This is a genomic window from Clostridium sp. AF19-22AC (assembly GCF_003479085.1).
GTDB lineage: Bacteria > Bacillota > Clostridia > Lachnospirales > Lachnospiraceae > Faecalicatena_A > Faecalicatena_A orotica.
Genome location: NZ_QUGN01000015.1, coordinates 81,396 through 104,723 on the forward strand (window position 1 = coordinate 81,396; position 23,328 = coordinate 104,723).

General features: G+C 40.6%; 27 protein-coding genes. 26 read left to right on the forward strand and 1 reads right to left on the reverse strand.

The window, feature by feature from the left end:
• Nucleotides 1–151: 151 nt before the first annotated feature.
• The 23 genes from DWX43_RS17030 to DWX43_RS17140 all read left to right on the forward strand — a co-directional run bounded on the left by DWX43_RS17030 (nt 152) and on the right by DWX43_RS17140 (nt 15,881).
• Nucleotides 152–3,100 carry a prealbumin-like fold domain-containing protein gene (locus DWX43_RS17030; RefSeq protein WP_118621165.1) on the forward strand — a complete coding sequence of 983 codons (2,949 nt, stop codon included), beginning with the start codon at nt 152–154 and terminating at the stop codon, nt 3,098–3,100.
• Nucleotides 3,101–3,676: a signal peptidase I gene (gene lepB, locus DWX43_RS17035; RefSeq protein ID WP_243099366.1), complete on the forward strand. Its 576-nt coding sequence runs from the start codon at nt 3,101–3,103 to the stop codon at nt 3,674–3,676.
• Between the two features lie 63 nt (nt 3,677–3,739).
• The gene (locus tag DWX43_RS17040) at nt 3,740–5,086 is read left to right on the forward strand and encodes an FctA domain-containing protein (RefSeq protein WP_118621166.1); all 1,347 of its coding nucleotides are present in this window, start codon (nt 3,740–3,742) and stop codon (nt 5,084–5,086) included.
• Nucleotides 5,087–5,143: 57 nt separating this feature from the next.
• Nucleotides 5,144–6,082, forward strand: coding sequence for a class B sortase (srtB, locus tag DWX43_RS17045; RefSeq protein ID WP_118621167.1), 939 nt, complete (start codon nt 5,144–5,146; stop codon nt 6,080–6,082).
• 12 nt (nt 6,083–6,094) lie between these two features.
• The gene (locus DWX43_RS17050; protein ID WP_118621168.1) at nt 6,095–7,438 is read left to right on the forward strand and encodes a nucleobase:cation symporter-2 family protein; all 1,344 of its coding nucleotides are present in this window, start codon (nt 6,095–6,097) and stop codon (nt 7,436–7,438) included.
• A 53-nt stretch (nt 7,439–7,491) separates the two neighbouring features.
• Nucleotides 7,492–7,794, forward strand: a complete 303-nt coding sequence (locus DWX43_RS17055; protein ID WP_118621169.1) for a hypothetical protein — start codon at nt 7,492–7,494, stop codon at nt 7,792–7,794.
• Between the two features lie 82 nt (nt 7,795–7,876).
• Complete coding sequence (locus tag DWX43_RS17060) at nt 7,877–8,533, forward strand: FctA domain-containing protein (protein ID WP_118621170.1); 657 nt, start codon at nt 7,877–7,879, stop codon at nt 8,531–8,533.
• A gap of 30 nt (nt 8,534–8,563) precedes the next feature.
• Entirely contained in the window at nt 8,564–9,562 is a 999-nt protein-coding gene (locus DWX43_RS27420; RefSeq protein ID WP_243099367.1) for a transcriptional regulator, read from the forward strand.
• A gap of 4 nt (nt 9,563–9,566) precedes the next feature.
• Nucleotides 9,567–9,971: a hypothetical protein gene (locus DWX43_RS17070; protein WP_118621171.1), complete on the forward strand. Its 405-nt coding sequence runs from the start codon at nt 9,567–9,569 to the stop codon at nt 9,969–9,971.
• Nucleotides 9,968–10,333, forward strand: coding sequence for a hypothetical protein (locus DWX43_RS17075; protein ID WP_118621172.1), 366 nt, complete (start codon nt 9,968–9,970; stop codon nt 10,331–10,333). The genes DWX43_RS17070 and DWX43_RS17075 overlap by 4 nt, the downstream gene beginning before the upstream one ends.
• Entirely contained in the window at nt 10,330–10,722 is a 393-nt protein-coding gene (locus DWX43_RS17080; RefSeq protein ID WP_147356314.1) for a hypothetical protein, read from the forward strand. Before DWX43_RS17075 ends, DWX43_RS17080 begins: the two co-directional genes overlap by 4 nt.
• 53 nt (nt 10,723–10,775) lie before the next feature.
• Nucleotides 10,776–11,096, forward strand: coding sequence for an HU family DNA-binding protein (locus tag DWX43_RS17085; RefSeq protein WP_182440748.1), 321 nt, complete (start codon nt 10,776–10,778; stop codon nt 11,094–11,096).
• A 40-nt stretch (nt 11,097–11,136) separates the two neighbouring features.
• The gene (locus tag DWX43_RS17090; protein ID WP_118621175.1) at nt 11,137–11,442 is read left to right on the forward strand and encodes a hypothetical protein; all 306 of its coding nucleotides are present in this window, start codon (nt 11,137–11,139) and stop codon (nt 11,440–11,442) included.
• Nucleotides 11,443–11,456: 14 nt separating this feature from the next.
• On the forward strand, nt 11,457–11,648 hold the full coding sequence (locus DWX43_RS17095; RefSeq protein ID WP_118621176.1) for a hypothetical protein: 192 nt from the start codon (nt 11,457–11,459) through the stop codon (nt 11,646–11,648).
• Nucleotides 11,635–11,844, forward strand: a complete 210-nt coding sequence (locus DWX43_RS17100) for a hypothetical protein (RefSeq protein ID WP_118621177.1) — start codon at nt 11,635–11,637, stop codon at nt 11,842–11,844. The genes DWX43_RS17095 and DWX43_RS17100 overlap by 14 nt, the downstream gene beginning before the upstream one ends.
• Nucleotides 11,841–12,461 carry a hypothetical protein gene (locus DWX43_RS17105; protein WP_118621178.1) on the forward strand — a complete coding sequence of 207 codons (621 nt, stop codon included), beginning with the start codon at nt 11,841–11,843 and terminating at the stop codon, nt 12,459–12,461. The genes DWX43_RS17100 and DWX43_RS17105 overlap by 4 nt, the downstream gene beginning before the upstream one ends.
• A gap of 287 nt (nt 12,462–12,748) precedes the next feature.
• A complete protein-coding gene (locus DWX43_RS17110; RefSeq protein ID WP_118621179.1) occupies nt 12,749–13,183 on the forward strand; it encodes a hypothetical protein in 435 nt (144 codons plus the stop codon).
• Between the two features lie 97 nt (nt 13,184–13,280).
• A complete protein-coding gene (locus DWX43_RS17115) occupies nt 13,281–13,766 on the forward strand; it encodes a DNA-directed RNA polymerase subunit alpha C-terminal domain-containing protein (protein ID WP_118621180.1) in 486 nt (161 codons plus the stop codon).
• A gap of 1 nt (nt 13,767) precedes the next feature.
• Nucleotides 13,768–14,073, forward strand: a complete 306-nt coding sequence (locus DWX43_RS17120; RefSeq protein ID WP_118621181.1) for a cell division protein SepF — start codon at nt 13,768–13,770, stop codon at nt 14,071–14,073.
• Nucleotides 14,074–14,128: 55 nt separating this feature from the next.
• The gene (locus DWX43_RS17125) at nt 14,129–14,233 is read left to right on the forward strand and encodes an HU family DNA-binding protein (RefSeq protein WP_118621182.1); all 105 of its coding nucleotides are present in this window, start codon (nt 14,129–14,131) and stop codon (nt 14,231–14,233) included.
• 35 nt (nt 14,234–14,268) lie between these two features.
• Nucleotides 14,269–14,529: a hypothetical protein gene (locus DWX43_RS17130; protein WP_118621183.1), complete on the forward strand. Its 261-nt coding sequence runs from the start codon at nt 14,269–14,271 to the stop codon at nt 14,527–14,529.
• 427 nt (nt 14,530–14,956) lie between these two features.
• Nucleotides 14,957–15,283: a winged helix-turn-helix domain-containing protein gene (locus DWX43_RS17135; RefSeq protein WP_118621184.1), complete on the forward strand. Its 327-nt coding sequence runs from the start codon at nt 14,957–14,959 to the stop codon at nt 15,281–15,283.
• A gap of 259 nt (nt 15,284–15,542) precedes the next feature.
• Nucleotides 15,543–15,881: a helix-turn-helix transcriptional regulator gene (locus DWX43_RS17140; protein WP_118621185.1), complete on the forward strand. Its 339-nt coding sequence runs from the start codon at nt 15,543–15,545 to the stop codon at nt 15,879–15,881.
• A 375-nt stretch (nt 15,882–16,256) separates the two neighbouring features.
• Here DWX43_RS17140 and DWX43_RS17145 read toward each other — a convergent pair whose 3' ends face one another.
• Nucleotides 16,257–18,140 (reverse strand): diguanylate cyclase, encoded by a 1,884-nt coding sequence (locus DWX43_RS17145; protein WP_118621186.1) that lies wholly within the window; start codon nt 18,138–18,140, stop codon nt 16,257–16,259.
• 1,060 nt (nt 18,141–19,200) lie between these two features.
• Here DWX43_RS17145 and DWX43_RS17155 point away from each other — a divergent pair.
• From DWX43_RS17155 to DWX43_RS17170, 3 genes are all read left to right on the forward strand, one after another.
• A complete protein-coding gene (locus DWX43_RS17155) occupies nt 19,201–19,539 on the forward strand; it encodes a helix-turn-helix transcriptional regulator (protein WP_118621188.1) in 339 nt (112 codons plus the stop codon).
• 537 nt (nt 19,540–20,076) lie between these two features.
• On the forward strand, nt 20,077–22,038 hold the full coding sequence (locus tag DWX43_RS17165; protein WP_118621190.1) for an ATP-dependent DNA helicase: 1,962 nt from the start codon (nt 20,077–20,079) through the stop codon (nt 22,036–22,038).
• Between the two features lie 164 nt (nt 22,039–22,202).
• On the forward strand, nt 22,203–23,327 hold the full coding sequence (locus DWX43_RS17170; protein ID WP_118621191.1) for a tyrosine-type recombinase/integrase: 1,125 nt from the start codon (nt 22,203–22,205) through the stop codon (nt 23,325–23,327).
• Nucleotide 23,328 lies beyond the last annotated feature (1 nt).

A 23,328-nucleotide genomic window follows, 5' to 3' on the forward strand; every position in this document is an offset into this window, starting at 1 on the left:
GAAAATCAGGAAGTTCGTGCAAAAGAGCAGATACGATATTGTGAATGAATCAGGGTAAAAGACGCCTCTGTTGTTCTAGTTTATTAATGTAGCAGCCCGGTAAGGGGGTGATGAAATCATATAAACAGAAATCCAAAAGGAGGGAAACAAATTGAATGATAAAAAAATAATCAAAAAAATGGTTGCACTGATATTGTGTCTGGCAGTCTGTTTCACTATTTTTCCAAGCGCTGCATCCGTTCGCGCCTCTGGAGATGCTTCTGGTCAGTCGACAGCCAAACAGGAGGGGGCCAAAACAGAAGAAGAAACAAATCAACCTATGGAATCAAATAGTGAAGAATCGGAGAGCGATAAAATACTGAATGATCAAGAGCAAACCGATCCACAGGTTATTCCTGGAAAATCACAGGAAAGTGAAATAAACAATAAGGATTTACCCCCTGAAGAAAATCAGAAACAATCAGACGAATTAAAGAATACAGCAATTGGAAAACAGCAGGATAATGGGGGCGAAGTATCGAAAACAGATGCTGATCAGAGTGGAAATAATGATGCAAGTTTATTTAATGCTCAAAATGGAAGCAAGTCATCACCGGTAATCTTTACTATTGACAACATTAAACAGGCTATTGCTGACAAGGAAGGTATTTATACTACTTATGAAGAAGCTAAAGTGGCCAAAGAAGCAGTCGGTGATATGTCTGAGCCTGCAGTGGATGAGTATGTGGATCAAAATTTTGCACAAGCTATAAAAGATTCTATAGAAGCTAATCCGAATGAATTCTTAAATGGGCAAAGTTTGTCAGAGAATGATTTTCAGGATATGGAGACACTGCTTAATAGTTTTACAGGATATTTGCAGGCGAAAAGTAAAGGGATAAAAAGTATAAAGGGTATTTCGATGCTGAAGTCATGCAGAAAAATTGATATCTCTTATAACAATATTTCTGATATTACCCCATTATCTGTAACAGATGCAGTATCAGCTGAGGATGTTCCTGCCGATAAAAGGATATATTATGGAGCAAATAATAAAGCAATCAGCGTGAACTTATTTGGTAATCCGATTACAGATTATCCGGCTCAATTAGGAGGAAGAATTTCCGTTGTTCCAGGACTGGAAAATCATTCTTTTATACTTAAAAGTAATGAACTTTCTTTTTTGGTGAGTAATATGGAAAATAGTTTTAGCGCTGTTCTTCCAATTCCGTTAAAAAAAGGAGAGCAACAGGCCACTTTAATTACAGGCATATTGACTGACAAAGTTATTCCAGAATATGTAATCGAAGATGATCCGAATGATGACAGTATTGATCTAAACGAAGGGAGTGCTAAAAATACTTGGGCTAAATTAAACGGTGAAATATTTGGACAAATAGATCGAATAAACTTAAAAAATATCAAGACCTCTGGTTCATTTATGGTTGAATTATATGTTGATGATATTGATAAACTGTCAGGGTATGGTGCAAACACGATCAGAAACTGGACTCAGCCATTAAACTGGACATTACCGGTCAATGTCAAAGTTTACACGGAAGTTAAAGCAGATACTGTGGATACTATCCATGAGGTTTCATTACTTAAGAAAAGTGAACTTGAAAACGACAGCTGTTCGACAGAAGGAGCGCGGTACACTTTATACAAAGAGAATGATGATGGTTCATACAAAAAGATCGCAGAGGATCTAATAACAGATGCTAATGGAAAAATCACATTATCTTCAAAGGAAAATGCAGAGCTGACAGCAGGAAGTTACTATTTTGAAGAAACGACACCGCCGACAGGATTTGGCAAAAATCCAGCTCATGTGGAATTCACATTGGAAGATGGAAGCATTGAAGTATTGGACGGTGAGGGAAAAGAGATTTCTGTAACACAAGACGGAGGGGTAGAGACCAAGCCAGTTACAAGCAGTAACGGTGTTTTTGTACTTAGCGGCGAAGGAAATGCGGCAAGTCTGAAAATAACACCACCAATAAGCAGTGATGGGAAAAGTGGCGAGTTAAAATCACTGACATTAAAGTGTTCTGCAGGTACATCTCAAGAGGATGGAAAAGCTGTAGCTGAGGAGACGGTAACTTATGAAGTTGGAAAAGATGGAACGGCCGACGAGGTTCAAACAGTGGCGCTTAATAGACTAAAAGAAGCACAAAAAAAATATCAGAATGTGGAAATTTCCGCAGACTTTAAACAAACTGTTTCTGTTGAGCATATGGATCCTCCGGTAGCAGACTTAGAATTTACCAAGGTCACTGAAGATGGTAGCACCACCGTTTCAGGAGCAGATTTTACACTTTACGAATGCACTAATAAAACGGAAGGGCATACACATGGAAAAGGATGTACATGGGATAAACCATTTGAAAACCGGGATAATGTGACAAGTGGGGATAATGGCAAAGTTAGCTTTAAAGATTTACCAGTCGATGCTTATTACATTCTTAGGGAGACCAAGACACCAGATGCATTTCAAGAAGTAACTGATGATAGTTATATTGTGCTACATATTGCATCCGACCGTTCTATAACTATGGATACAGGGGTTGGAACTTTTGCAAATAACATGATTATTAAACCATCCGGTAATGATGGGTATAAAGTTAAAAATTTCCATTTGTATCATTTAACAATCAGTAAGACAGTAAAAGGAGATGGAGCAAACCTTTTAAAAGACTTCCATTTTACCATTACACTCAAGGACCCACAAGGGAATCTTGTGAATGGAAAGTACTCATACAAAGGAAGTGCTACAGCAGAAACAACAGCCCCGGTAAATGGAAATCTGACTTTTGTAGACGGAAAAGCAGATATCACATTAAGGCATGGCCAGAGTATCCAAATCGAGGATATCGTTGCCTACAGTGAATACGTGGTAGAGGAACAGGAAGCAAATTCTGAAGGATATACAACGACTTCGGATAACAGCAGCAAAGTAATCACCTCAGATCTTACAGCATCCTTTACAAATGCTAAGTATTCAAATCCGATAACCGGATTATTTGACTTATATAGTACGGGTATATCAGCCATGCTTGCCACTATCCTTGTGATGGGTGCAGTGATTTTTTTGATACATAGGAGAAGAAGGCGTTATTAAATGAAAAGAAAAGACCGGATGGGTGGTGAAAGACAATCTTTGGAAAAAGTAAAAGGCAGGGAGCCAGAAGCCCATAGAGAAGGAACCACACTTCTGCAGGATATCCTTTATCTGATAGTAAAGATCATAGGGATAGCAGCTGTGTTTTTATTAATATTTACCTTTCTATTTGGAGTTTTCCGTTACCATGATGCCGCCATGAAACCTGCTATCCAAGACGGGGATCTGGTTTTGTTTTACCGGTTGGATAAAAACTATGTAGCATCGAATACCATTGTTGTGAAATATCATGGGAACCTTCAGGTAAGAAGAGTTGTGGCTGTGGCTGGAGATGTGGTTGATATCGCAGAAGAGGGATTATTGATCAATGGAGCTTTGCAACAGGAAGTGGAAATATATGAAGATACCGTTCAATATAAAAAAGGAATTGACTTCCCGGTAACCATTGGGAAAGGGCAGGTATTTGTTTTGGGTGACAGCCGGGAAACGGCAACGGACAGCCGCATATATGGACCAATTGAGATCAAGGACACGCTGGGTAAGGTTATGACACTTATACGGCGAAGAGGGATATAAACATATGGAGAGACTTAATTATCGAAATATTTTTATATAAAAAAGAAAAGGAGCGAAATACTTATGAAGAACAAGAGTATGGGAAAATTGATGAAAGGCCTGCTAGTTAGCACTATGGCACTTAGTATGTGCCTGGGGACAGCAGGAACTGTATTTGCCAGTGAGCATGTACAGGATGGGGATAATCAATATATGCAGGGGACACAGGAGCATCCTGCAGAAGCCTACATCAAAAAGAATTTAAAAATGGCTGAAGGAATGAACACTCCTGAAGGGAAATTTGTTTTTCAATTTAAGAGAACAAGTGAAGACACAAGTGCACCTACGGCAGCTATGCCAGAGATTACAGATAAGAAAATCGAGTATAAGTCAGGAAGACTCTCGGCTACAGATGGCCTGATTCAGGCAGAGAAAATGAGTGATAATATAGTTGACGGTTTAACATTTGGACATGCTGGAGAATATGTGTATAACGTTACCGAGAAAACAGGAAAGGAAAATTTTGAGGATTATACATGGCAGGAAAATGAGGATATGGATTTTTCCAAAGCTGAGTACAAAATGACTGTTATAGTGGCAAATAAACTTGATGAAAATGGAAAATATATACAGGCTGCTGATGGAGGCTATAAGACATATATTAAGTACATTGCAGTTCAAAAGGTACGCGATGACAAAGGAAATGAGGTGAACGGGAAGGTTGATCCGGAGAACGATTTAGAAAAAAATACATTCATTTTTGAGAATACGTTTACAAGAATTGGAAACACCGTACCAAATCAGCCAGGTACCCCAGGTTACCCGATGGATCCGAACGACCCGTCAAAACCGGATCCCAATTACCCAATTGACCCGGATTATCCAGGCACACCTGTCGACCCAGCTGATCCAGATGCCCATAATTCCTTAACAATTAGTAAGACTGTCACTAATGATGGTGATTTAAGCAAAGATTTTAAGTTTAATCTGACCCTTCAAAAATCAAAGACAGAAGCTGACAGTGTAACCAGCTATGATGCATACAAAATTGACCAGAAGGGAACGAAAACAAAAATCACAGTTACAGTTGGAACAGCAACACCATTTGAGCTGAAACATGATGAAAAACTGGTATTCCCGCTCCTGCCTGTGGGTACAAAATATGATATCAGTGAAACGGCTGTAACAGGCTACACCACAACATTGATTACAAAAGAAGATGGACAGCGTGAATCCAATGAACAAGGAATAAGTGCAGAGAACAAACTGGTCGGTGATGAAACAAACTATGCAAAATATACGAATGACAAGCCAAGTGTACCGCCAACCGGAATCCTGATCAATAACCTGCCTTTTATTCTGTTAATCCTTGTAGCTGTTGGAGGATTTGTAGCGTTTATCATAAGCAAGAGACATAGAAGAGTGCGTTAGAGTTTTACTGAGAGAAAATTACTGAGAAGACTTAGATTATAGAAATGGGACTCTGATATGGTTCGAACAAAAGGAAAAGCCGTTGTTAGGGGTCTGATTCGGGCAGTTGACAGCACCGTGAACCTTGCGGTGCTCGTCACCTTCCTGTTTTTACTTGCCTATGGCTGTTATGGCATGTGGGACTCCCACCAAATTTATCAGGAGGCGTCAGCTGAGAAATATGAAATTTATAAACCATCAGTGGATAACAGCCTGTCATTTGAAGAATTCTGTGATATCAATCCGGAAGTGTTTGGATGGCTGAACGTTTATGGAACGGGGATTGATTATCCCATTGTACAGTCAGAGGATAGTAATGAAAAGTATCTGAATACAGATGCGAGTGGTAATTATTCCTTATCAGGCAGTCTTTTTTTGGATTACCGCAATCAAAAAGATCTTATGGATTTTAACAGCATTATTTATGGTCATCATATGGAAAAAGGAACGATGTTTGGTGACATTGGGAAATTCTTTGATGAAGAATACTTCAATAGTCACAAACATGGGACTCTTTTTTATGACGGGCAGGAGCATGGACTGGAGTTTTGGGCAGCATTAAGGGTCAATGCCTATGACACGGTTATCTATCAGCCAGCTATTACTGATAAGCAGAATCAGAGCGCGTATATAAACTGGATCCAAAAGAATGCCATCAATATACGGAATATCAACATTACCCCGGATGATAAGCTGGTCTTACTAAGTACCTGTGCATCCCAGCCTACAGATGGAAGGCATATTCTGATAGGAAGAATAACAGATAAAATCTATCCGGATACATTTAAAGAAATTAATACAGGTGCAAAAAAAATTAAGGATACGATTGACAGCCGATCACTATGGACAGGGATCCGGAGAGTTCCTGTTTGGGGCTGGATATGCATGGCGGGTTTATTCATTGTAATTGCCATCATTATTACAAGAAAACGAATGAAGCATAGAAAAAACAAATAGAGGGTTAATTTTATGGGTGATAAAAAACAGGAAGTGAGCATTCAAAATATATATAAGCTGGATGGCCGTGTACCCTTAGGAAAAGCAATTCCTTTTGGGCTACAGCATGTTCTTGCTATGTTTGTGGCAAATCTGGCGCCGATCACTATTGTAGGAGCAGCGGCAGGAATAAAGAATGAAGAATTGGCTATGCTTTTGCAGAATGCTATGTTTGTGGCGGGAATTGCAACCTTAATTCAATTATTTCCAATTTGGAAGGTTGGAGCCAGGCTTCCAATTGTTATGGGGGTGAGTTTTACTTTTGTTACGATACTATCATATGTAGCGATAACTTACGGGTATCCCACACTGATCGGCTCTGTTCTCGTCGGTGGATTGATCGAAGGATGTCTTGGGATTTTAGCAAAATATTGGAAGCGGATTATCACTCCAGTCGTGGCCGCTTCTGTGGTAACAGCTATCGGTTATTCTCTGTTTACTGTAGGGACGCGGTCTTTCGGCGGCGGTTATGCGGATGATTTTGGTTCTGTGCAGAATCTGATTCTTGGCCTTATTACTCTTGCAGCATGCCTGATTTTTAACATTTTCGCTAAAGGATACTGGAAACAGCTTTCCGTACTGTTTGGCTTGGTAGTCGGATACATACTTGCGATTTTTTTAGGGAAAGTAGATTTGACCTCTATTTTTTCAAGGGGATTTATATCCCTGCCGCACCTGCTTCCCTTCAAACCGGTGTTCAATCTGTCGGCGATCATTGCAGTTACTATTATTTTTTTGGTGTCTGCAGCTGAAACCATTGGTGATACGACTGCAATGGTGGCAACAGGACTGAATAGAGAAATTACTGAAAAAGAAGTTTCCGGCTCCCTGGGCTGTGACGGTTTTGCAAGTTCTTTATCTTCTCTCTTCGGATGCCTACCGGTGACATCCTTTAGCCAGAATGTAGGACTGATCGCCATGACAAAAGTAGTAAACCGTTTTACGATCATGACAGGCGCAGTATGCATGATACTGGCTGGCTTATTACCTCCGATTGGGAATCTCTTTTCCAGCCTGCCGGAAGCAGTGCTGGGCGGATGTACCATTATGATGTTTGGCTCCATAATGGTCAGTGGTATTCAAATGCTTGCCAGGGCGGGATTTACCCAAAGGAATGTTACAATCGCTGCGTTGTCTCTTGCGGTAGGAATTGGATTTACAACTGCCAGTGAAGTGGATATATGGAATATATTCCCTCAGATAGTAAGAGACGTATTTTCCGGAAACTGTGTGGCTGTAGTGTTTGTGATCTCTATTGTATTGAGCCTTTTGCTTCCAAAGGATATGGAGATCAAAAAGGTGGGAGAAGGACAGTAAGCTGCCTGTAAGATTGCCATTTACGTAAATATAACAGGGATAGAAAGGGTTGTATGAAAAAGGAACAATCAGTAGAAAACATCGGTAAAAGAGTAGGGATGCAGGAAATATTTACGAAAATAGAAAAACAATCTGGTTATCACTCTTCAGAGCTTGCAGGCATCTGGGAGCTTATGAAGCAGGAAATGATAAACTGTTTTCAGGCAGGAAAAAGCGTTGATTTCGGTGAGGATTTTGGATGTATGAAAACCAGCCTTTTTATACCTGCGGATAAATTTAGAACAAAGAAATGTACCCGTCTTCAGGTACGATTTAAAGCAGGGTTTAAATTAAAAAAGCTGCTGGAGATCGAATGACAGCAGACTGAGGTCCGTTTGCCCATACAAGAGGAGGTAATGCGGACCAATCTAAAAATAAAAGATAGCAGGAGGTGAAAACATGGAAAAAAGCAAAAGGAAAAATATTCTGGTCAATTTACAGGCATTCTTTATTCTATTTTTATTGACATTATTTATCTGTAAACCCGTTTATGCGTCAGAAAAGGCCGTATCTGTTTCCTTAGATGTAAACCAAAGCTTTTCCCTTGAGAAGGGAACAGCACCCACAGATCAATTTTATTATAAGCTGACTGCAACAGAGGAGAACAATCCGATGCCGGATGGACATCTGGGCGGGGAATACGCTTTCTCCATTCAGGGAAACAGTAAGTATATGATGAAACCAATGACTTATCAGGCACCGGGAACCTATTCCTATCAATTGGTACAGACAGTGGAGAATGAGGCTGAAGGTTACACTTATGATAAACGGTCTTATGGAATTACGGTTTATGTAAAAAATGGGCAAAGCGGAAACTATATTACTGAACTTATCATCAAAAATGAAAGCGGAGAAAAGGTTTCCGGAATTACTTACCAAAATACATATAACAAAAAGGATACCATCGTAAATACACCAATAGTTACACCCGGAAACAATGCCAGTCATGCCAATCCTATAAAGACTGGTGACACTAGTAATTTAACAATTTGGGCTTTACTTGCGTTTATTGCGCTTGGATGCCTTCTCGTGATAATCAAAACTAAGAAACGATAGATATAAAGAACTTCAGAATAAAATGATCTGATGACATATAAGAAAAAGCTTCAGGTGGTGATGATTATAAAAGATTTTGAAAGCCTAAGCGGCCGCACTTTTGGAAGCTGGACAGTAAAAGATAACTATGAAGAGATAAAAGGACGGAGAAAGTGGCTTTGTGAATGTAAATGCGGTACAAAAAGGATGGTTTACGAATCAAACCTGAAAGGAGGATCGTCCAAAAGCTGTGGATGCCTTTCAAAAGAAGAAGCTAAAGGAAAGTATAAAGATCTGACAGACCGCCGTTTTGGAAGACTGGTCGCTAAGCATAGGGCTGGGTATTTACATGGGCGGACCGCCTGGTTCTGTGAATGTGACTGCATGAATACCTGCGTTGTCACTTCACATGATCTGCTAACAGGACATACCAGCAGCTGCGGATGCCTGAGAAAAGAAAAAGGAATGCGGATCAAGCATCTGGAAAACCAGCGCTTTGGCAAGAAACTGACAGCACTGTATCCAACCAAGCAAAGAGATTATAAGGGATCCGTTATCTGGCACTGCAGATGTGACTGTGGAAATGAGATAGAGATATCAGAGGATGCACTGGTACATGGAAACTGGCAGAGCTGCGGATGCCTGAAAGCGGAATGGCAGCATCAAGGAGACTGGCGGGTATCTATGGTGGATGGCACTTGTATAGCGTGGCTGGAAAAACGGAAACACCGCAAAGACAATACCAGTGGTTTCCGGGGGGTATCGATCACCCCTTATGGAAAATGTATCGCCGGGATCGGATTTAAAGGTGCCAAATATTATCTCGGAAGATTTGACAATATGGAGGAAGCCGTCCGGGCAAGGCTGGAAGCAGAGAGACTGGTGCATGACGGCTTTGTAAGCGCCTATCGGGAGTGGGAAGAAAAGAAGAAACAGGATCCCGCCTGGGCTGGAGAGCATCCGTTGGTCTTTGAGGTAGAGCAAAGGGAAGATCAGTCCCTCAGGATCCGACGTGATCCTATTAAAATAAAAGAAAACGGGAAGGGGTGAAGTAATGGGGAAAGGAAAAATACTAAAGATCTTAGGGATCGTAATGATCCTTGTGGGAACTATTGAGATCTTGATCCAGTTGTTTGCAGCTTTTACTTTTGTCATGCTGGCAAGCGGTACCGGAGCAAGGCTCCTGATCGCAGCGCTGCTGATATCGTTGATCTCATCGGCGGTGCTTATGGCGGCTGGCATCCTTGGAGTAAGGTTTCATGGGCAGGAGGATAAAATGGGAACGTGCAGGGTGGTAGGTGTGATACTGTTTATTTTGCAGGTGGCAGATCTGGCCTATCTCCTGTTGACAAAAAACTTTCTATTTTTACATATTTTCATGGTGATAATTGGATTGGTGCTCCTTGCACCTTATCTTTACGTGACTATCATAGAGGAGCCGGAAGGGAGGGACATATGAATAAGGATAAGATCCTTGCGCCCTTTGAGCTGCAGTTTTTAAACGATGGTCTGTTGATCAGGGAACGGAAAGATTTTTATCTTCCATACAAACAGATCATCTGGATGCAGATGAAGAAATTTGAGAGACAAAGTGGCAGATGGGCTTTAACCCTAAAACCATGCTTTGATCCGGAGCCAGGGGACAGAGGATATCTCGTATTACAGGAAGAAGGTGGTGACTTTTATGAAATACATTTTCCGAGATATACCGGAACACCAAAACAGCCTGGAGAACTTTTTTATTTGATCAAGGAACATTGTCCCGGTGCTGCCACGGACGATAGTCCGCGGAATATCACCTATTTGGGAGGAGGGACATGATGAATGGACAAAGTCATCCTATGGTTTACGTACTTATCGGAAGGAGTCAGGAAGATCACCTGACTGGTTATGTGACAAACAGTGAATTTTTGGTATTTTATCCTTTTTTCGGGATCACTAATATGGTGCAGGAAGTGTCCAACCTGATGAGAGACAGTTTGTACTTCCAGGCAGGACCAAAGAAAATGGTGGAACATACGATCCTGCCAAAACTGAGATCCCGCAGGTTATTTATCATTGAGATCCTGTACCAGCAGAACCATGACTGGCAGGGATATATCCGGGGGATTTCTTCATTATCTAAATGTACCTTTAAAAGTAGAGAAGAGATGAAAGATAAGATCAAGTTGGAAATGGATAAACGCCGTGACTTCAGAAAGACCTTATAGGGGGAAGCCGAAGGAACTTGCATTCGTTGTGCGGTATGAAGGGAGGATCACAGATGAACAGAAGGGAATTGATCGCAGATATGGCATCAAGATCTGGGATGACAGAGGATCAGACCAGAAAATGTTTGGAAGCGATGATCGACACGATCACATTACAGCTAAAAAAGGGAGAGAAAGTTCAGATCGTTGGCTTTGGAACTCTTGAAACAGTAAAGCGGGAAAGCCGTATGACAAGAAATCCTCAGAATGGGATATTAATGTCGGTCCCAGACAGATATGTGCCCCGGTTTAAACCTAGGAAAATGCTGAAGGATACAATAAATGACCAGGATCAGGGGATCGACAGGATATCTGAACTAAAAAACGGATCTTAAGGTACGTATGGTATTTTTATGAAATGAGGTGGTACAGCACATGACATCATTAATCGACGCTATTTATCAAAAAACAGATCTGCAGTATCTTTCAGACATGCATGATAAGCGTAACTGGAAGACGGTACTTTTATCCGTGGAGCAGATCAAAGAGACCTCATATCCGAAAAAAGACTGGATAGAATCCTACCAATACATAACAGGAGACTATCAGATCAAATCCCCTGGGAGATCAGCATTGATGAACCGGTTACGTTGGGGAATGTATGAAGAACGATTGAATAAAACGGTTGTTTTATCTGGTACAGATGATCCAGCCATATTACATTTTAAGAATAAGAGATAAGGAAATGTGGATGGATGAAAAACTGTGGAAGCCGAAACATCTATAGCTGCTGGATCACAGTTAGTATAGATAAGAGGAGCAGATCAGATATAGTAGTTGGTAAAACAGCCAGGAAAATGGGATACGGTGGCAGGGGTGTCCTCTTATTTCTGGCTGTTTTATTCATAAGCCAAGTACAGGATGGAGATGAAAATGACGAAAGATAAAATTACAGAGCTTGATATCGGACGTGTGCCAGGACTGGATATTCTTACAGCGGATCGGATCCTTCAGAATGTATTTCGAGAAGCAGGATGGAAACCTGTCCATATGATAGAAGTTTCCAAAAGGAATGAAAAGAAAGAGACGCACTCAAACATTCTGCAGGGATCTATCTATAGGAAGGGCAGGAGGGAACAATGAAAGAGATCATCTTTAATATGAAAAAAGCATGGAAAGAGTCGAAAAAACAGAAAGCTATTATAGTAACGCTGATCTTTTTTTTAATATTCGGATGCGTATGGGTGCTCTATTCTATGTATTTTTATTATATGGAATTTAAGAGTTACGAGAACTGGCTCAGGATCTGCTTTGCTATGCTGGTGCTTTACAGCTTTCCTATCATGTACTCTATTTTAGACAAGCTGGCACAGAAGAACAGGGAACTGAAACGGATCCTTGCCATAAAGAGCAAAGAAGATAAAGAAAAGGCATTAGAAGACTATGAGTTTATCACATTCTTTCAGTGCATGGCAGAAATCCTGACAAGGTTGTCAACTATCGTGCTTATTGTATTTATCAATGAGCTTTTGACACAGATCCCGCTGATCAGTGAAGACATAAAATATATTGCAAACCGTGAGGCGTACTGGGGATTGCTGCAGATCATGATCTATATCATTCTTATATTTTCCGTGCTGGTAATCCTCTATTCGGAGTCTTTCTTATTTTGCAGAGGATGCCGGAAACGGAAGATCAGGAAGTTATTGAAACGATCCAATTCGGATAAAAAGGATGTTGAACATGTATTGGAGGATTAACACCGGAGGGCTCATAGAGGAGGCCCATCCGCAGATATTACTACAAAAAGCGGCTGGGAGAAATGATCAGAGCCGGGATGGAAGGAAATAGATCAAAGTATGAACGGACATTATTTGATGTTAGGGGAAATCCACCTATGATCGTATCGGGTATAACAGCAGGTGGATGAGATGGTGTCAAAAGGGATTTTGGCAACATTGCAGGATGCTGGCCTTAAGGTATCCTCCAATTTTGTGACACACCATTCAAGGTTTGATATTGGCAGAGATGGAGAAGGATATGGCGCATGAAAAGACTAAAGAGAAACGGAGTATTTTTTGAAGAAATAAATGTGATTGTTTATGCAGATAATGACAGCAGGCTGTGGGATTATCGTAATCTGTTCTTCAAAATTCGGGAACAGAAGGAATATCTGCTTCAAGTGACTCTCACAAAATACTTTTCTACTCTGCGGGAGGTTTCAGACTTCGTGTCAGGTGGAGTGGATCTGGTATATATCACAGTTCCCGTATCGGAAGAGATCCTGTTCATATCACAGGAAGTTGCTAGACGACAAAAGGCGGCCGGCCTTGCGATCTATGAAGCGGACGGGATCCTATGGGAATATTATCAAGATGGTATCCGCTCAGAGCAGCGGCATTTGTCAATAAAAGACGAACAGGAATTATATCGGGTGACAGATTCATTATGTGATTATATCGCTGGCTGTGAGAACATTTGAAGGATAGAAAGATTGTATGATCTTATGTGGGAATGCGATAGAAAATTAAACGGAACATACAAAGAATATTGATTCATATATTGAAAGAGGTTAAGACATGGACGGTAAAGTGGAAGCGTATTTGTTAGAAGCAGATAGAAAACAGATTTCTCAAAAAGAAAAAGAAGAATATATTAGGATACTGGGAATATTTGAAGAGATTGGTCTTATGAACGAGGAAGAGCAGAAATACTGGATAAAAAAAATATCTGGTGATTTATTTCAGGGGATTGAAACCTTGAATCTGTCCTCCCGTTCTTACCATGCGCTGATCCGTGCAGGAGTTGGGAACTATGGACAGTTGCGGAATTGGATACTGAAGAGAGGAATTCTGAATGTCAGGAACATCGGTACAGGTACAGCGGCTGAAGTTCTCGGAAAAGCGATACATGCAGGACTCATAAAAGAGGAAGAGATCACTCATTTAAGTGAAAATAGAGTATGGAAAAGAGTACTGACAGATTTAAAGGGTATTTTGAACCACAAGAAAGAAACAGAACTCATACCCGTATCAGAGTCGTCGAGAAGAATGGATATGGAGTAATATGTTTGTAAAATATGCAGATGAAAGAAATGTTAATCACTTAGAGAAGGAAAACCATAGGATTTTAGTCCTGCAGATCAGAGCAGCAGACGAAAAGCAAGCTGTGATTACATATGGAAAACGATATACAGTCATTATAAAGTTGGAAACCTTAAAAGAAACAGAAAAACAACGCGTTATGGATTTTATTTTCGGAGCTGCTTATGTTTTAGAAATACAGGTCATAGAGATTGCCAAGGATATATATCTATTGGCTCCGGGGCTAATTGGGATAATAAATATTGATTGTCTAATGAACAATGATTGAGGGTTTGTCTTAAAGTAGGCTCTGTTATAGTTTGGGATGGGGATAAGAGAATAAAATGAACAGAAAAATGAATCTCCAGACCGGAAAAGATATGGAAATTATGGGCAGAGGGGCAATAAAATTCAAAGCAGGAGAAACTCTTAAAGAAGCCATACATTAAAAGACAGTAAGATGATTTAATAAAAGGAAGTAGCAATGAGGCAAAGAAAATACATTAAGGGCAGGCAGAACAGTGGAACAGACATATTTGTGGAATCCATTGTATGTTGGAACCTGCCAAAGGTTATAAAAAATAGATTATACAGACATGATATTTCAGACATTTATGAACTGGCCGCCTGCACGGAACACAACTTGATGGAGATGGGGTTTTATGACCTGGAAATAGCGTTAATCTGTCATACACTGCAAAGTTATGGGATGGTATTACGAAAAGATTCGGAGACAGAAGACTAACAACGAGTTTTGACGGTAAACGAAAATAGAATAGTTGGAAACCTTGTAAAGGACTCTTCAATGATTATGTATAAGAATTGTTGCAATAAAGTTGAATCGGTACATTTAAGAGCGGAGAGATTTAAATGATGAGGAAGCGCGCAGCGGCTTGGAAAAAGGAAACTATGTATCTTAGATAATTGTATTGTCAACATTTTCAGAGCGTGTTGCAAGTTAAATAACACAACGCAAAAAGCTATTTTGGAATATAAGCTGAATGACAGTTTTTCTGAGGCCATGAATTTGAAAGAGGAACAGCTCGTGAAAAGGGAACACATAAGCGGACTTTGAAAAGTCAGCCCTTAGGTCCGGTAATTATAAAAACTACCTGTAAGAAAGAAGACAGTTGAAGCTTTCAGGGGGATATACGTGTGAGGAGGGGTGAATTATGCAAAACCATCCACCGGAATTCAAACCGGAGATTATATTAGGGGGCGGGATATTACATATCAATCGAATGGAATACACCGTTACATATAAAGGCCGTGAGATCATGCTTTCGACAAAAGAATTGCTGACACTTTACTGTCTTGCAGAACATCCGGGATGGGTTTTAAGAAAAGAAGATATTTATCTCAAGGTATGGGGAGATTCCAGAGGAGATACACCATTCCGCACGGTAGAGAACACTATCTGCAAGCTGCGAAAAAAATTAGACCCTCAAATTATAGTGACCATCAGATATGAGGGGTACAAATTAAACTTAAAAAAATAGAAATTTTAAACTTCAAACAGTGCTTTGGAGTTTTTTTATTTGCTGTAATGAGAAAAGTGGGAAAAATCAATGAAAAAAATGGGAAAAAGTAATGAGGTGTACGTGATATCATAATGAAAATGCAGGGAAGCGGTGACAAAATAGCAAATAAATTACCGCATAGTGGAAAGATGTATGGAAATAATTTCCTATACAGTCAATTCTCAATAAGCCCTGTTAGGGTTATAAATTTTTTGGATGACAGTTAGGAGAGATAAACATGCAGGAAGAGTTTCAGCAGATTGCTGATGTGATCAAGCAGCATCGGGAAGCACAGGGAATAACCCAGGAGCAGCTGGCTGAAAGGGCGGGAATATCTGTCTCGCATCTTAGCAAGATAGAAGCCAAAATAAGAAATACTGGTATGCAGACCTACTTAAAATTGATGAAAGCCCTAGAAATACCAGAAGAACAGCAGTTTCCGCACCTATATGCCAGTGCAGAAAAAAACGCTCAACAGGAAAAACTATGGGGGCTTATGCAGGACTGCAGTGAGAAGGAATTTAAAATTTTACTGCGGTCTCTGGAAGTCATAAAGAAGAAACTGCGTGGGAGATAGGAACAGAGAAGCGGCTTCATACAATTTGGTTTAGACAGGAGAGCCTAAGGCATGGTCTGTAGTCCGGTACTTTGTGTGATGGTTTCGTCCGTATGAACGGCAGTGATGAATTTTGGTATCCCCATCAGCGGGTCCTTCAGTGTAAGTCCCCCTTTAGCCGTGCATAACATCAGCAACACTGCTAATGTTGTTTTCTGAAATGTTCAGTCATATTTGTTGCTTTGCTGCTGACATAAAAATACTCCTTTTCAATAAGAATGGTCACAGACTAAATTCTTATCAAAATGGAGTTATTTTTATTAAAGACACAAATTAATTTATGCTATTATTTGTTTTGATGGTTTTGCCCCTCTTTTTTATATTCATATTCTTTTTTTATGTCTGCCCCTCTATATCTGAGAAAATCCAAAGCGTCTCCCTGCATTGCTCTGTATAGATTTTGAATTTCAGGATACGTAACTTCATCCAGGAACCATCTGTCTTTTGATAGATAAACTCCGGTGTATGATCCATATCCATTTGTTTTTTCACAAATGTAAGATTGCAGAATTTTTCAAATTCCCTTCGGAATTCGTTTGTAACAATCTGCTCGGCATAAAGTGTCAATGCCTTACTGAATACATCACCTGCTTCTTCAAGCATTTCTGCAAAATAAGGAGGTATAAATATGTGTCGTACAGTATCATTTCCCAGATCAACAAAATAGACGCCTTTAAATATTGGTGATAATACGGCAAGAAAGGCATCGGCATCCTGTTTTTCAAGCACCATTTTTTCTAATTTTTGATCAAGTGCGCGGATTTGACGTTCCTTTCCATTCGATTGATAATACCGCTGCTTATCAAGGTTCATGGATTCTTCAGCCATGTTGACCATAGTTTTAATATCCATGCTGTTGTCCCGCCATTCGATACCAATGGAAATTTCATAGCCTTGTTCCTTAAGATCTTTACGGGCAAGTTCGCTTTTATGATATACCTCTTGTTCCTTTTGATCCCGGCAGAAGACCACGAATTCATCGCCGCCGATACGGTAGACGTTCTCTGGAGAAAAGACACGCCTCAGCACCTCTACTACTGTTCTCAGCATATTATCTCCTGCCTGGTGCCCAAGATGGTTATTGATCTCATGAAGGCCATTCGCATCTATATAGATACAGGCCAGAGAACTGTTCTGTTCATTAGAAAGATTGTCCATTGCTGTGTGGAAACTGTTTCGGTTTAGTGTACCAGTCAGGGGATCATAGTTTGCAATGGTCTTTAATTCCTTATTTACGGCGGCAGTCTTCTTAAAGCTGGAAGCGATCCAATAGACAATAATCCCAGTGAGCATAAGGAAGACCACGATGCATGCATTGAATACGGGACTCTTTATGATGGAGGAGTATAGAACTGACTGTGTCATCGCAGCTAACTCTTCCTCCCGTACACCAGCCAGAAGTACCCATCCTTCTGATGGGATGGGGGCATACGCCAAATAACATATGCCGTTATCCCAGTAATAGTTTCCGGTCCCGGTTTCACCTTTAAGCCCTTTCTGTTCCAATTCAAAAACAGAACGGGCAACGGGATCTTCCTTTGTATTTAAAAGTTTTCCGGCATTGTACTGCTCATCCACCCACTCTATATGGCTCTGATTGCTTACTGCAATATCGGTTCCTTCTTCATTGATGATATAAGATTCACCTGTTCCCATAAACTGTATATCTTGGATCAAAGAACAAAAATAGTAACCATCCTTTTCAATGCTCAGTACACCTGTAACTTTACCATCTTGGACAACCGGTGCAGAGTAACAGATCACATATTCATTATTTTCATTAAAATATGGTCCATAGACACTGATCTCGTCTGAAAATGCTTTTACAATATCTGCCCGTTCTCTTATATCCGATTGTCGTCCATCGGAGGCAGTTACATTTTCATCTGTAACATAAACCATGCGTATTATGTATGGATTGGAATCAACTGCTGGAAAAGTGATTGCTTTGTCAACACGATAAGACATTGAAAAAGATTCCGCCATGTCTGCTGCGTCTTTTTTCCCTGCCTGCAGTTCATACTCTATCGTTGTCACACCCTGTTCTACCATTGAACAAAAAAGATGCAGTGTATTATCGATCAGCATATCCTGTACATTTTGCGAAATAACAATATAAGCCGCAAAAACCAACATAGCAAGTGCCGCAAAGAACACAATACCAATCCTGATTCCCAGTCGGGCAGGTTTTGCCTTTTCCTCTTGTTCTGTACTTCCCATTATATATCCACCCCTCAATTACTAAGTTTTGGGTTAATTATGACAGATCATAATTGTAGCCCATGTTTATTTCCGCTTACAAAGATAAGACTTTGACAATTTTCTATACTAATAACTACAAGAATGAAATATATAACAAATTCCTATAGGAATATCAGGATAATAATAATTTCTTGAGTTTATGTGATTTTATCCAAAGTACATGGGATTTGCCAGTCTGTAAGAAACAGCTTTTAGAAATTGTCTAAAATATGAGATTTATCATACTCTTTTGGTGTTGAAACGATCTGTTAAACAAAAACTTATCAAACGAATAAGAAGACTCTCTCTTATGATGATTTTACCCCAAACTTAATACAGATTTTTGATGATCTTTTCATATGATCACAAAGCCTTATCTTTCCAGACTTATGGTGTTTTCCCTCCCGGCTGATACCGCCAAACAATCACATTTTATGCCTTGCCAGTCCACACCGCTCGAGATACGCAGTCCTGTTTTCAATACTTGCTCTCAGTATATCGCCCTCAAATACCCATATGGGCCGGTTCATGACTTGCTGTATGCTTTTCTTCACATTGGATCTCTGGACGTTCTGAGTCACAAATAACTGGCACAGCATCATTTTTGCGCTCCGGCTCTTTTCCACCTTAAAAAGCGATCTTTGTTGTCCCGTTCTTTTTCTGACATATCTTATATGCAGGCTTTCGTAAGAAAGGGCTCTGAAATAACTTACTAAAATAATATCACAAATAAGACTCTTTTGCACTAGGTTGTGTCTGCTCGGTCCATAAATTTCTCGATTTTTCATGCTATTTTAAAGCAAACTTCAAACAGTTTTTTTTCAGTAATGAAAAAAGTGGGAAATAACAAGGAAATAACTGGGAAGAAGTAGTGAGATATACGTGATATCATAATGAGATTGCAGGGAGGCAGTGACGAAAAAACACATAAATTGCCGTATAGCGGAAAGATGTATGGAAATATTTTCCTATACAGTCAATTCTCAATAGACCCTGTAAGGGTTATAATTTTTTTGGATGACAGTTAGGAGAGATAAACATGCAGGAAGAATTTCAGCAGATTGCTGATATGATCAAGCAGCAGAGGGAAGCACAGGGGATTACCCAGGAGCAACTGGCTGAAAGGGCAGGGATATCAGTCTCGCATCTTAGTAAGATAGAAGCGAAAATAAGAAATACAGGTATGCAGACCTACTTAAAATTGATGAAAGCCCTGGAAATACCAGAAGAGCAGCAGTTTCCGCACCCATATGCCAATGCAGAAGAAAATGTACAACAGGAAAAACTATGGGAGCTTATGCAGGACTGCAGTGAGAAAGAGTTTAAAATTTTACTGCGATCTCTGGAAGTCATAAAGAAGAAACTGCGTGGGAAATAGGAGCAGAGGAACTGCTTCGGCTAATCTGGAGCAGGCAGTAAAAGGATCCCCAAGACTTAGGCCTGTCGTCCGGCACCTTGAAAACTGCATACCAACATGCAGGGTACATTCCCGCTTGGAGTAGCGTACCAGAAGAAGCCGCCAGGAAAGGCACACGGCCGGGAAAAAAATCCCATACCGCAGGCCCGAGCGCCCCCTTCATTCTGAACAGGCTTTTTGGCATAAGCCCCGCGCCAAGATCCCAGGCGGAAGATAATGATACTCCGTAAGGTCCAGGAAAAGGATAGACAAACCTCAGGTTGTAATCAGCAAGACTTTTGGCGCGTTTGTGACGGCACCCAGCCAGGTGCCGGCCCTGTGTGTTTCCCTCAAAATGTGCCGGGGAAAGGGAAATATACGGCACAAAATATTGATATTAATGTATATGCAAAAATATAAACCCGAAGTGTGATGTTGATATCAGATATATGCGGCTGGGCATGACTGGCCGTATGCATGTGGTATCAATTACTTCGAAAAGGAATAAGAGGTCTTGTAATGTATAAAAAGCAATGTTTGATACAGGCTCATAAGGAAATTGAGGATATTTTTCGAAAATACCTGCCTGAGTGTGGCATGTCTGTCAGGGAGGAACAATTAAATATCAGCCATAGGATGCTGGATGCCTTGGCCTCAAACAACATTGCGCTTTGTGATGCGGGTGTGGGGATTGGAAAAACTTATGCTTATCTGACAGCTTGTGCTATATGGAAGAAATACAGTGGGTTTACAACGGGTTACTGTTCCGGAGAACTGCCGGTCGTGATATCTACTTCCAGCATAGCCCTGCAGAAAGCAATCATGGAGGAGTATATTCCATTTCTGTCTGATCTCCTTCTAAGGTATGGAATTTTAAACCATCCTCTGCAGGCAGTAATAAGAAAAGGAAAAGAGCACTTTGTCTGCGACAGCCGCCTGGAAACGCGCCTGCATGCAGTGGAGGATAAAAACAAAAATGAGGCACAGAAAAGGGCATTATTGGAACTTCATAAGGTTTATGATATGGACATGGTGCATGGCATCAGCGGATTTGACCGCAGGCAGGTATGTGTTCCGAAACATTGTCCAAGGGAGTGCCTATTGTGGGAAAGCTGCCGATATCAAAACTATTTAAGAAGGGCTGTCAGCCCAGAAGTGTTCATACAGATCTGTAACCATAATTATCTTTTAGCGGATGCCATCCATAGGCAGCAAATGTACAAACCTCTTTTAAAACCATATCAGGCACTGATCATCGATGAAGCCCATAAACTTCCGGAAGCAGCCAGACAGATGTATGGAATGCAGATGGGGAGAACAGATATGGCGGACTTATGCAGGACATTAGAGAATGAGCAGTATACTCAATTAGCAAGGAAGCTGCGAGAGGCATTTCAATTACTGTTAGAAAGCGTCTCTGAACCTAAAATGAAAGAGGACTGCGCACAATTAGCGTTTATACTAAGTGCCCAGAGAAGAAAAGCACTAACATATGTGATACGGTGGCTAGAACGGATCCAGGCGACTGTGGGAATGACGGTTCCCCGCTGGATCAGCAATAGACTGGAGCATGGGAAGGAACTTCTGCACTTATTCTTAAAAGGCGACAGCAGATATATCCTTTATTTGGAATATGAATTATCAGAATATCCGATTTTTTGTGCCGGTATTCGAGAAAATGGAAAGCTGCTGCGGGAACAGATCTGGGATCAGGGAGTTCCGGCTGTCCTGACCTCCGGGACTTTAATGGCAGGCGATGGCTTTGAACGCACCCGACAGATTACCGGGCTGTCTGGCATGAACCGAGTAATGGAATGTGTTGCAAAATCCCCGTTTTGTTACAAAGAAAACTGTCTGCTCTATTTTCCTGATATAAAGAGATATTATCTTTCCGAAAGCGAAAAAGAAGTGAAACTACTGGCAGAACAGATTTTCCAATTAATATGTGCAACTCATGGGCATACCCTTGTACTGTTCACTTCATATTCCCTTATGGGGAATATTTACCGGGAACTGAGGGGACGGGTGCGATATCCTTTGCTGAAAGTGTGGAAAAATTCACAAAATGTGATCACGGAATTTAAAGAGAAGCGCAATAGTGTTCTTTTTGCGGCCGGTTCCTGTTGGGAAGGGGTGGATTTCCCCGGTGATTCTGTGTCCTCTTTGATCATTGTAAAATTACCGTTTTCTGTACCCAATCCGATCAGCGAGGCAGAACGGGAAGAGTACCCATCCCTTCACGATTATATACGTAAGATTGTTGTTCCGGATATGCAGAGAAAACTAAGACAAGGATTCGGACGTGCTATCAGGACTGAGACGGATACTTGTGTGGTGTCCATCTTAGATCCAAGGGCATCCATGAAAGGACGGTATCATCAGGATGTGCTTGACGCCCTTCCAGAATGTGCAGTTACGCATAGGATGATGGATGTAGAGAACTTTATCCGAAAGAGGAAAGGAATCCTCTATTATTTATGAGCCTCTGATGCTGTTGCTTCTGCTTAAAAAATAAACTTTATAAAGTACAAAGTTTGTTGGTAATTCTAACGGCCGTTTCAACGTTTTGGTGGTATTGGTGAATAGATATGTTGGCATGAGTTGGGTATACTGTGTATGACGTTAGAGGAAAGGAGAGAAAGCAGATGGGAAAGTATAGGGTGGTCATGGAAAAGGAAGGTACTCAAAAATATTACTTTATCCGAAATATGGAAACCTTGGAATTAGAACTGCTTCCATCCAAATATCTGGCACATAAGATAAAATCCAATCGGTCACCAAATACCGTCCGAAGAACAGCATTTGCCATCAGCTATTATTTGGAATACATGGATGAAAAACAGATAGAACTGGAAGAAGTGTATGATATGAATTATGAGGCACAATATGATTACTTTCTGGGTTTTCTAAGCTGGCTTAAATATGGAAATCACAAGGATACGGCTAAAAAGCGTCCAAACAATGGAACCTGTAACGCATACCTAAAGGATGTGTTCAGGTTCTATCTTTTTTTAGAAATGACAAATATACAATCAGGGCAGCTTTCTGTTTTATCTAGTAACCAGATTACGATGCAAAATGCAGCAGGCATAAAACGGACATTACGTTTCAAATCCTTTAAAGGATATCTGAAAGAGGAAGAACGCAATGTGAAAGCAGCAGAGAAAACAGAGATTATGACCATTTTAGATGCCTGTACAAACTGCCGGGATCAGCTGTTAATTTTACTGACAGCAGAGCTTGGATACCGGATAGGAGAAATCTTAGGGATTAATTATGCAAGGGATATCGACTATGCCAATCATCAGATCCGGGTAGATTTCCGAGATGATAATGAGAATGATGCCAGAGCGAAGAATGCAGAGGAAAGAGATGGAAAAATCAGCGATGAAACTTTTGAATTCCTGCTGTACTATCTTTCAGAGTATTGGGATTTGATTCAGCATCAGGACTTCCTTTTTATTAACATCAAAGGGGAAACACGGGGAAAACCTATGAAGGTAGACAGTGTCTATGATATGTTTGACCGCATGGAGAGAAAGACACAAGTCAAAATCACTCCACATATGCTTCGCAGGTACTTTGCAAATACCAGATGGGATGCAGGATGGCCGCTGGAATTAATCAGCAGGGCGCTCGGACATAAGCATTTGGATACGACCACACGTTATCTGAAAATCATAGATGACAGAATGCAGGAAGCGAGTAAAGAATTTTACAGTCGGCATTCTAGCATTTATGGAATACAGGATATGCTGAAGGGGAGGTGAG

Bases quoted from the DNA above. Each gene is read 5' to 3' on its own strand.
- lepB (WP_243099366.1), top strand. From the start codon at position 3,101: ATGAAAAGAAAAGACCGGATGGGTGGTGAAAGACAATCTTTGGAAAAA.
- DWX43_RS17040 (WP_118621166.1), top strand. From the start codon at position 3,740: ATGAAGAACAAGAGTATGGGAAAATTGATGAAAGGCCTGCTAGTTAGC.
- srtB (WP_118621167.1), top strand. From the start codon at position 5,144: ATGGTTCGAACAAAAGGAAAAGCCGTTGTTAGGGGTCTGATTCGGGCA.
- DWX43_RS17050 (WP_118621168.1), top strand. From the start codon at position 6,095: ATGGGTGATAAAAAACAGGAAGTGAGCATTCAAAATATATATAAGCTG.
- DWX43_RS17055 (WP_118621169.1), top strand. From the start codon at position 7,492: ATGAAAAAGGAACAATCAGTAGAAAACATCGGTAAAAGAGTAGGGATG.
- DWX43_RS17060 (WP_118621170.1), top strand. From the start codon at position 7,877: ATGGAAAAAAGCAAAAGGAAAAATATTCTGGTCAATTTACAGGCATTC.
- DWX43_RS27420 (WP_243099367.1), top strand. From the start codon at position 8,564: ATGACATATAAGAAAAAGCTTCAGGTGGTGATGATTATAAAAGATTTT.
- DWX43_RS17070 (WP_118621171.1), top strand. From the start codon at position 9,567: ATGGGGAAAGGAAAAATACTAAAGATCTTAGGGATCGTAATGATCCTT.
- DWX43_RS17075 (WP_118621172.1), top strand. From the start codon at position 9,968: ATGAATAAGGATAAGATCCTTGCGCCCTTTGAGCTGCAGTTTTTAAAC.
- DWX43_RS17080 (WP_147356314.1), top strand. From the start codon at position 10,330: ATGATGAATGGACAAAGTCATCCTATGGTTTACGTACTTATCGGAAGG.
- DWX43_RS17085 (WP_182440748.1), top strand. From the start codon at position 10,776: ATGAACAGAAGGGAATTGATCGCAGATATGGCATCAAGATCTGGGATG.
- DWX43_RS17090 (WP_118621175.1), top strand. From the start codon at position 11,137: ATGACATCATTAATCGACGCTATTTATCAAAAAACAGATCTGCAGTAT.
- DWX43_RS17095 (WP_118621176.1), top strand. From the start codon at position 11,457: ATGAAAAACTGTGGAAGCCGAAACATCTATAGCTGCTGGATCACAGTT.
- DWX43_RS17100 (WP_118621177.1), top strand. From the start codon at position 11,635: ATGACGAAAGATAAAATTACAGAGCTTGATATCGGACGTGTGCCAGGA.
- DWX43_RS17105 (WP_118621178.1), top strand. From the start codon at position 11,841: ATGAAAGAGATCATCTTTAATATGAAAAAAGCATGGAAAGAGTCGAAA.
- DWX43_RS17110 (WP_118621179.1), top strand. From the start codon at position 12,749: ATGAAAAGACTAAAGAGAAACGGAGTATTTTTTGAAGAAATAAATGTG.
- DWX43_RS17115 (WP_118621180.1), top strand. From the start codon at position 13,281: ATGGACGGTAAAGTGGAAGCGTATTTGTTAGAAGCAGATAGAAAACAG.
- DWX43_RS17120 (WP_118621181.1), top strand. From the start codon at position 13,768: ATGTTTGTAAAATATGCAGATGAAAGAAATGTTAATCACTTAGAGAAG.
- DWX43_RS17125 (WP_118621182.1), top strand. From the start codon at position 14,129: ATGAACAGAAAAATGAATCTCCAGACCGGAAAAGATATGGAAATTATG.
- DWX43_RS17130 (WP_118621183.1), top strand. From the start codon at position 14,269: ATGAGGCAAAGAAAATACATTAAGGGCAGGCAGAACAGTGGAACAGAC.
- DWX43_RS17135 (WP_118621184.1), top strand. From the start codon at position 14,957: ATGCAAAACCATCCACCGGAATTCAAACCGGAGATTATATTAGGGGGC.
- DWX43_RS17140 (WP_118621185.1), top strand. From the start codon at position 15,543: ATGCAGGAAGAGTTTCAGCAGATTGCTGATGTGATCAAGCAGCATCGG.
- DWX43_RS17145 (WP_118621186.1), bottom strand. From the start codon at position 18,140: ATGGGAAGTACAGAACAAGAGGAAAAGGCAAAACCTGCCCGACTGGGA.
- DWX43_RS17155 (WP_118621188.1), top strand. From the start codon at position 19,201: ATGCAGGAAGAATTTCAGCAGATTGCTGATATGATCAAGCAGCAGAGG.
- DWX43_RS17165 (WP_118621190.1), top strand. From the start codon at position 20,077: ATGTATAAAAAGCAATGTTTGATACAGGCTCATAAGGAAATTGAGGAT.
- DWX43_RS17170 (WP_118621191.1), top strand. From the start codon at position 22,203: ATGGGAAAGTATAGGGTGGTCATGGAAAAGGAAGGTACTCAAAAATAT.